This is a genomic window from Saliniramus sp. (assembly GCF_035311605.1).
Classification (GTDB): domain Bacteria; phylum Pseudomonadota; class Alphaproteobacteria; order Rhizobiales; family Beijerinckiaceae; genus Saliniramus.
In genome coordinates, this window is sequence record NZ_DATGCW010000169.1 from 1 (window position 1) to 7,280 (window position 7,280).

Genomic DNA, 7,280 nt, shown 5'->3' on the forward strand with positions numbered 1-7,280 from the left:
CCTGCGCCCGCTTGCGCGCTTCTGCCCTGGGCAGGCCGCGAATGAGTTGCGGCATCACCACATTCTCGAGCGCGGAGAATTCCGGCAGCAGGTGGTGGAACTGGTAGACGAAGCCGATTTCCTCGCGCCGCAGCCGGGTGCGTCCGGAATCATCCATATGCGCCGTTGGCGCGCCTGCAATGAAGACCTCGCCGGCATCAGGACGCTCCAGCAAGCCGGCGACGTGCAAAAGCGTCGATTTTCCGGTACCCGAAGGCGCGACCAGCGCCACGATCTCGCCGGGCCAGATCGCGAATTCGGCTCCCGTGAGGATGTCGAGCGCCCCGTCCGCCTGCGGATAGCGGCGCTCGACGGCGGCGCAGTAGAGTGCCGGAATTTCGGCCGGATTCTGTGGCTGGTCGACGGCTTCATTCATGGTCATCACCCGTAGCGCAGCGCCTGAACCGGGTCCAGCCGCGCCGCGCGCCATGAGGGATAGAGCGTCGCCAGAAGAGAGAGCGCGAAGGCCATCACAAGAACCGAAATGACCTCGGAGAGGTTCACCTCGGCGGGAATATCGGAAAGAAACCTGACCGTCGGATCCCACAGGTCCTGCCCCAGCACCCAGGAAAAGAAATTCTGCACCGCCTCGATATTGTAGGTGAAGACGAGGCCGAGGATCAGGCCGGCAATGGTCCCCACGATCCCGATCGACGCGCCCGTAATCAGGAAAACGCGCATGATCGCGCCCCGGGTCGCCCCCATCGTGCGCAGGATGGCGATGTCGTGCGACTTGTCCTTCACCAGCATGATCAGGCCCGAGACGATATTCAGCGCCGCCACCAGCACGATCAGGGTGAGAATGATGAACATCACGTTGCGCTCGACTTCGAGCGCCGCGAAGAAGGTGCGATTGCGTTGTGTCCAGTCCGTCAGCAGTACCGGTCTCTCGACAGCAGCGCTGATTGCCTGCCGCGCCTGAAACACACGGTCGGCGTCATCGAGAAAGACCTCGATCACGCTCACATCGCCGGCGCGATTGAAATAGGCCTGCGCTTCTGCCAGCGGCATGTAGACGAAGATGTTGTCGAACTCCGTCATGCCCACTTCGAAGATCGCCTCAACCGGATAGCCCTTGATGCGGGGCGCGGTGCCGAAAGCCGTCGTCGCACCGCGCGGTGAGATCAGCGTCAGCGTGTCCCCTGCCCGCAATCCGAGCTGCTCGGCGAGGCGCTGGCCGATCAGCACACCCTCCTGCTCACCGTAATTCTCGATCGAGCCCTGCCGGATGTTATCCGTAATCGCATCAATGCGGGGCAGATCATCGGGGCGCACGCCGCGCACCAGCACACCCCCGCCCTGAACCTCCGATGACGCGAAAGCCTGCCCCTCGACCAGTGGCACGGCACGACGTACACCCGGCAGTTCCGCGATCCGCATCGCAACCTCGTCATAATCGGTCAGCGGTGAGTCGATCGGTGCGACGAAGATATGGCCGTTGATACCGACGATCTTATTCAGCAGTTCCGAACGGAAGCCGTTCATCACCGAGAGCACGATGATCAGCGTGGCGACACCCAGCATGATCCCGATGAAGGAGAAGCCGGCGATCACCGAGACGAAGCCCTCGCGTCGGCGCGTGCGCAGATAGCGCAGGGCGAGCATCCATTCGAAGCCTGCGAAAGGTCGCGTCGCTGAGCTCATGAGATCGCTTTCATGCTTGCGGACAGCCCCTCACGCCTTCAAGCGCGCGAGGCAATCATCGAGAGCCACGAGCTCGCGCTCGCCGGTGGCGCGGCGCTTCATCTCGACCTTGCCCTCGGCAAGGCTCTTGGGCCCGACAATCACCTGCCAGGGCAGGCCGATCAGATCGGCATTGGCGAATTTTGCGCCGGGCCGCTCCTCGCGATCGTCGTACAGCACGTAGCCGGCGGCACCGAGCTCGGCATAGAGCTTTTCGCAGGCGGCATCCGTGGCCGAATCGCCCGGCTTCAGATTGAGCAAGGCCACATGGAACGGCGCGATCGCATCCGGCCAGATCACGCCGGCCTCGTCATGGCTCGCCTCGATGATGGCGGGGACGAGGCGGCTCGGACCGATGCCGTAGGAGCCCATATGCACGGGATGGTCCTTGCCCTCCGGACCAGTCACCACCGCATTCAGCGGCTGCGAATATTTTGTGCCGAAATAGAATATATGCCCCACTTCGATACCGCGCGCCGAGAGTTTGTTGGCGTCGGGGAGCGCGGCAAAGGCGGCTTCGTCGTGTTTCTCGTCGGTCGCGGCATAGCGCGCCGTCCAGGCATCGACGATGCTCTGGAGGCCTTCGCGGCTCTCGAAATCAGTCTCCGCCGCCGGCGTGCTGAAATCGAGATAGGCCTTGTCGCAGAAGACCTCGCTCTCACCGGTGGAGGCGAGGATGATGAATTCGTGGCTCAGATCGCCGCCGATCGGACCGGTATCGGCCTGCATCGGAATCGCCCGCAGCCCCATCCGCGCGAAGGTGCGCAGATAGGCCACGAACATCCGGTTATAGGCGTGGCGGGCGCTCTCCTTGTCGAGATCGAAGGAATAGGCGTCCTTCATGAGAAATTCGCGTGAACGCATCGTGCCGAAACGCGGGCGGATCTCGTCGCGGAACTTCCACTGGATATGGTACAGATTGAGCGGCAGATCCTTGTAGGAGCGCACATAGCTGCGGAAGATATCGGTGACCATCTCCTCGTTGGTCGGGCCGAAAAGCATGTCGCGCTCGTGCCGGTCCCGGATGCGCAGCATCTCCTTGCCATAGGCCTCGTAGCGCCCCGATTCGCGCCACAGATCCGCCGACTGGATCGTCGGCATCAGGATCTCGACGGCGCCGGCCCGGTTCTGCTCTTCGCGGATGATCGCGTTGATCTTGTTAAGCACGCGCAAACCGAGCGGCAGCCAGGAGAAGATCCCGGCCGATTGCTGGCGCACCATCCCGGCACGCAGCATCAGGCGATGCGAGACGATCTCAGCCTCACGCGGGGTCTCGCGCAAGGTGGGCAGGAAGTAGCGGCTCAGACGCATGAACGACCTCGGTCAGATCAGGAGTGGCGACATGATACACGGACGTGATCCAATTTCGCGCACATGACACTTCACGCGGATAAAAGACAAGACTGGAAACGCAGAAGTAGCTTGCTGTTTCGCAGTCCCCGCCACTTGCTGCAACCTGAAATCTTCACACAGATATAGCGGCTTTCGCATGTTTGTTGCACTGCAGCGAATTTTTATGGCATTTTTTTGCGCATTTCTGATGAAAATGTGGTGACAAGTCCGTCGCGGCTGACTATAAACCTGTTCACCAGATCGCCAAGAAAAGCGAACAAGACAGGCGGGGGGCGCGGTCCAAGTCTGGGGAGGAAAGGCGCCACGGCTCGTAAAACGGGCACTGACAAGAATACAAGGCGTCAATGATAAATACAGGCAAGGCGAAAGCCTTGCTTTTTTCTTTTGTGCATTGGGCATACGAGCGCTCGGCTGCTCGAAAACGCTAAATATTCCAGCTCATTTTATTGCGGGCCAGCGATCCGGTGAATTCCGGTTCTGCGCCTGATGCGAACCGGCCATCCGAAAATGCAGTCAAAGGCCGGCTAGCGGCAACAGCAGAATGGTCAGATTGAACACCAATGCGGAGACGATTGTCGTCCAGATCGCCTTCTGACGCAGAGCCGGTGCTGCCGGCGCGCCCGGCTCCGATCCTGCGACCACCTCCCCGCTCTCCAGCTGCGAGCGGACACCGAACGGCAGCACGGCAAACAGCATGATCCACCAGACCACGAAATACAGTGCCAGCGCCCCGGTAATCCCCATATCCAGCACACCGATACCGACAATGAGGGCGGCGAGCGTTATGGCGCCGATAAAGATCAGCGTCGCGGAGGTCGATGTCGCAATAAGACGAATTGCATTGACCATGAGATCAAGCCTCCTCGAGTTCGACGAGCGTGCCGCAGAAATCCTTGGGATGCAGGAACAGCACCGGCTTGCCGTGGGCTCCGGTCCTGGGCTCCCCGTCACCCAGCACCCGCGCGCCGGCTTCGACCAGGCGATCGCGCGCGGCGCGGATGTCGTCCACCTCGTAACAGAGGTGGTGGATGCCGCCATCGGGCGCCTTGTCCAGGAAACGCGCGATGGGCGAATCGGCGCCAAGGGGCTCCAGCAGCTCGATCTTGGTGTTGGGCAGTTCGATGAAGACCGTCGTCACCCCGTGCTCGGGCAGCGGCACGGCCTGCGAGACCTTGGCGCCGAGCGTATCGCGGTAGGTCGCGGTCGCCGCAGCGATATCGCGCACCGCGATGGCCACATGGTTGAGACGCCCGATCATCACGCTTCTCCTGCCTTCATGACCGATAGGCACCAGCCTTCATTCGGCTGCCCCCAACTGCCTTCATATGGGGCCGTCATACCTCGATAACGAGGACATGGCACGCAGGCTTTTTGCCCCAGGTATTGTTGAGTGTCGCGCGTACGGCACGCAAAACCGCGTTCTCGACGAATTCCGTATCGCGTCGGCGCGCACGCGGCAGCCCGTCGAGGGTGCGGATCACCGTATCGGCGACGAAATCAATCAGTTCCTCGCCCCGGCGCGTATAGCGGGGCATGCCCATCACGTCGATGACCGGGTCGCCCGCGATCTCGCCCTTGCCGTCGATGGCGATGGCGATGGTGGCGATACCGGCAATGGAGAGCTTGCGGCGCTCCGGGATCGCCTTGTCGGCCTCGTCGATAACGATCTCGCCATCCTTGTAGAGCCGACCGACAGCCAAGTGATCGATGATCTCCGGCTCGCCGGGCGCGAGGCGGATCATGGCGCCGTTACGCCCCATCACGGCATGCGGCACACCCTGCTCACGGGCGAAACGCACATGCTCGGCCAGATGCTGCGCCTCGCCATGGGCGGGTATCACCGTTCCAGGCCGCAGCCAGCCATACATCATCTCCATCTCGCCACGACGCGGATGGCCGGAAACGTGGATGAGCCCGTCCTTGTCGGTAACAATGCGCACGCCCTTGTCCGCCAGCGCGTTGACGATGCGCAGGACGGATTTTTCGTTGCCGGGAATCAGCCGTGACGAGAAGACGACGATGTCGCCCTGGGAAAACCGGATATCGCGGTGGTCGTCATTGGCGATCCGCGCCAGCGCCGCACGCGACTCGCCCTGCGATCCCGTGAGCAGGGCCACCACCTTGTTGCGCGGCAGGTGCTGGAAGGCATCCGCCGAGCGGAATTCCGGTATGCCGTCGAGATAGCCGAGTTCACGCGCCACACTGACGACACGCTCCATGGCGCGCCCGACCAGCACCACTTCGCGCCCGCAGGCCTGCGCTGCCTGCGCCACGGCGCTGATGCGCGCCACGTTCGAGGCAAAGGTCGTGATGGCGACGCGGTGTTCCGCCGCCATGATGATCTCGGTCAGCGCTTTTGCGACATCCGACTCACTGGGGCTGATCCCCTCACGCATGACATTGGTCGAATCGCTGATCGCGGCGATCACACCCTCATCGCCGAGCGCCTTGAAATCATCGGCATTGGTGACATTGCCGATGAAGGGGGCATCATCCAGCTTCCAGTCACCCGTATGCACGACGAGACCGTGCTTTGTGCGGATGGCCAAGCTGTTCGATTCGGGGATCGAATGCGAGACGGGAATGAACTGGACATCGAACGGCCCGAGCTCGATCCGCCCGCCCTGCGGCACCACGGTCACCGGAAGCTTCGGCGCGCCCGGCTCACTCAGACGACGCGTGGCGAGCAGATCAGCGGCGAACCGCGTCATGTAGACTGGCGCCTCGAGGCGCGGCCAGAGCTCGGTGATGGCACCGATATGGTCCTCGTGCGCATGGGTAATGATGATCCCGACGAGATCCTCCTTGCGCTCCTCGATGAAACGCAGATCCGGAAGGATCAGATCGATCCCCGGTTGGCCCTCATCGGCGAAGGTGACGCCGCAATCGACGAGAATCCACTTCTTCTTCTTTTTCGGCCCGAAGCCGTATAGCGCGGCATTCATGCCGATTTCACCCAGCCCCCCAAGGGGCAGGAACACCAGTTCGTCCTGATCAGACGCCATTCGAACAACCTCGTTCATATGTGTTGGTGCGGGGTATATCACATTCCCGCAAAGTATAAATCGCCCGCATCGATCGTCTGAACGCCACCCTCCGTAAGGAGCAGCAGCCGGCCATCGCCGTCGAGCCCGACAAACCGCCCCTGACGCGGGCCATCCGGCAACCGTATCGTCACATTTCCGTCGAGCCCGTGGGCCCGCGCCAGCCAGTCCTCGCGCAGAGCCGCCAGCGCGAGCGCAACATCGGAGGCTTGCCGCCAACGCGCGAAACGGCGCGCAAACGCCCGGGCCAGCGCATCGAACAAAACCTCCGGCGTCACATCCGCAGCAAGATCTGCGAGCCGCGCCGCCGGATACGGCGTATCGTCGGGGGTGAAGGCGATGTTCGCCCCGATCCCGATGATCAGCGCGAAACGCCCGTCACGCGTATGATGCCCCTCGAGCAGCATTCCAGCAATCTTCGCCCCGTCGACGAGCACGTCATTCGGCCATTTCAGCCGCACCCGCGTGGCATGAGCCGGGACGATTTCGGCGATGGCATCGTGAAGCGCCAGCCCGATCAGATAGCCGAACTGCGCCGCATGGCGCTGCTCACAGGGCTCGACCAGCGCTAAAGTCGCGTGCATGTTGCCCGGTGGTGAGGTCCACACCCGACCATGGCGCCCGCGCCCGTCCTTCTGCATCCGCGCGGTGACCCAGAAAGGCGCCTTGCGCCCTTCCCGAAGCGCGGTGAGCGCGTCGTCATTGGTCGATCCCGTCTCGTCTTTCGCGAGATGAACCAACCCGCCGGCAATGGCTTCACGCGCGCCCTCCACCGGATCAGAACAACGAACGCGCTGCCGCCCCTGCGGCTGCGACGAGCGGCGCCGGCACCAGCCAGAACCCGACGACGAAGACGGCGGAGATTGTCATCACCCCACGCAGCATCCCGGGCATCGGCTCGTAAGAGCCGACCGGTTCGTCGAAATAGATGATCTTGGCGATGCGCAGATAGTAATAGGCACCGATCACCGAGGCAATCACGCCAAGCACTGCAAAGACGACAAGACCTGCCTCGACAGCCGCCCAGAAAGCGTAGTACTTCCCGATGAAACCGGCGAGCGGGGGTATGCCGGCGAGTGACAGCATCAGCATCGCCATGGCAAAGGCGAAACCGGGATGGGTGCGCCCGGTACCAGCGAGGTCATCAATGGTCTCGAGCTC

At 62.5% G+C, this 7,280-nt stretch carries 8 protein-coding genes; all 8 read right to left on the reverse strand.

Annotated features, from left to right (window positions below; genetic code table 11):
- Positions 1 to 415 (reverse strand): ABC transporter ATP-binding protein (locus VKP01_RS07910; protein ID WP_324411609.1); only part of this gene is annotated, 415 nt, incomplete at its 3' end.
- Positions 416 to 420: 5 nt separating this feature from the next.
- Positions 421 to 1,683 (reverse strand): lipoprotein-releasing ABC transporter permease subunit, encoded by a 1,263-nt coding sequence (locus VKP01_RS07915; protein WP_324411610.1) that lies wholly within the window; start codon positions 1,681 to 1,683, stop codon positions 421 to 423.
- 30 nt (positions 1,684 to 1,713) lie between these two features.
- Complete coding sequence (gene proS, locus VKP01_RS07920) at positions 1,714 to 3,033, reverse strand: proline--tRNA ligase (RefSeq protein WP_324411611.1); 1,320 nt, start codon at positions 3,031 to 3,033, stop codon at positions 1,714 to 1,716.
- Positions 3,034 to 3,588: 555 nt separating this feature from the next.
- Positions 3,589 to 3,924: a DUF1467 family protein gene (locus tag VKP01_RS07925; RefSeq protein WP_324411612.1), complete on the reverse strand. Its 336-nt coding sequence runs from the start codon at positions 3,922 to 3,924 to the stop codon at positions 3,589 to 3,591.
- Positions 3,925 to 3,928: 4 nt separating this feature from the next.
- The gene (gene mce / locus VKP01_RS07930) at positions 3,929 to 4,333 is read right to left on the reverse strand and encodes a methylmalonyl-CoA epimerase (protein WP_324411613.1); all 405 of its coding nucleotides are present in this window, start codon (positions 4,331 to 4,333) and stop codon (positions 3,929 to 3,931) included.
- A gap of 76 nt (positions 4,334 to 4,409) precedes the next feature.
- The gene (locus tag VKP01_RS07935; protein ID WP_324411614.1) at positions 4,410 to 6,080 is read right to left on the reverse strand and encodes a ribonuclease J; all 1,671 of its coding nucleotides are present in this window, start codon (positions 6,078 to 6,080) and stop codon (positions 4,410 to 4,412) included.
- A 38-nt stretch (positions 6,081 to 6,118) separates the two neighbouring features.
- A complete protein-coding gene (locus VKP01_RS07940; RefSeq protein ID WP_324411615.1) occupies positions 6,119 to 6,892 on the reverse strand; it encodes a biotin--[acetyl-CoA-carboxylase] ligase in 774 nt (257 codons plus the stop codon).
- Between the two features lie 4 nt (positions 6,893 to 6,896).
- A partial coding sequence (locus tag VKP01_RS07945; protein WP_324411616.1) for a proton-conducting transporter membrane subunit occupies positions 6,897 to 7,280 on the reverse strand: 384 nt, incomplete at its 5' end.

What these genes read in the sequence shown, in the direction of transcription:
- VKP01_RS07915 (WP_324411610.1), bottom strand. Translation starts at nt 1,683, where the DNA reads ATGAGCTCAGCGACGCGACCTTTCGCAGGCTTCGAATGGATGCTCGCC.
- proS (WP_324411611.1), bottom strand. Translation starts at nt 3,033, where the DNA reads ATGCGTCTGAGCCGCTACTTCCTGCCCACCTTGCGCGAGACCCCGCGT.
- VKP01_RS07925 (WP_324411612.1), bottom strand. Translation starts at nt 3,924, where the DNA reads ATGGTCAATGCAATTCGTCTTATTGCGACATCGACCTCCGCGACGCTG.
- mce (WP_324411613.1), bottom strand. Translation starts at nt 4,333, where the DNA reads ATGATCGGGCGTCTCAACCATGTGGCCATCGCGGTGCGCGATATCGCT.
- VKP01_RS07935 (WP_324411614.1), bottom strand. Translation starts at nt 6,080, where the DNA reads ATGGCGTCTGATCAGGACGAACTGGTGTTCCTGCCCCTTGGGGGGCTG.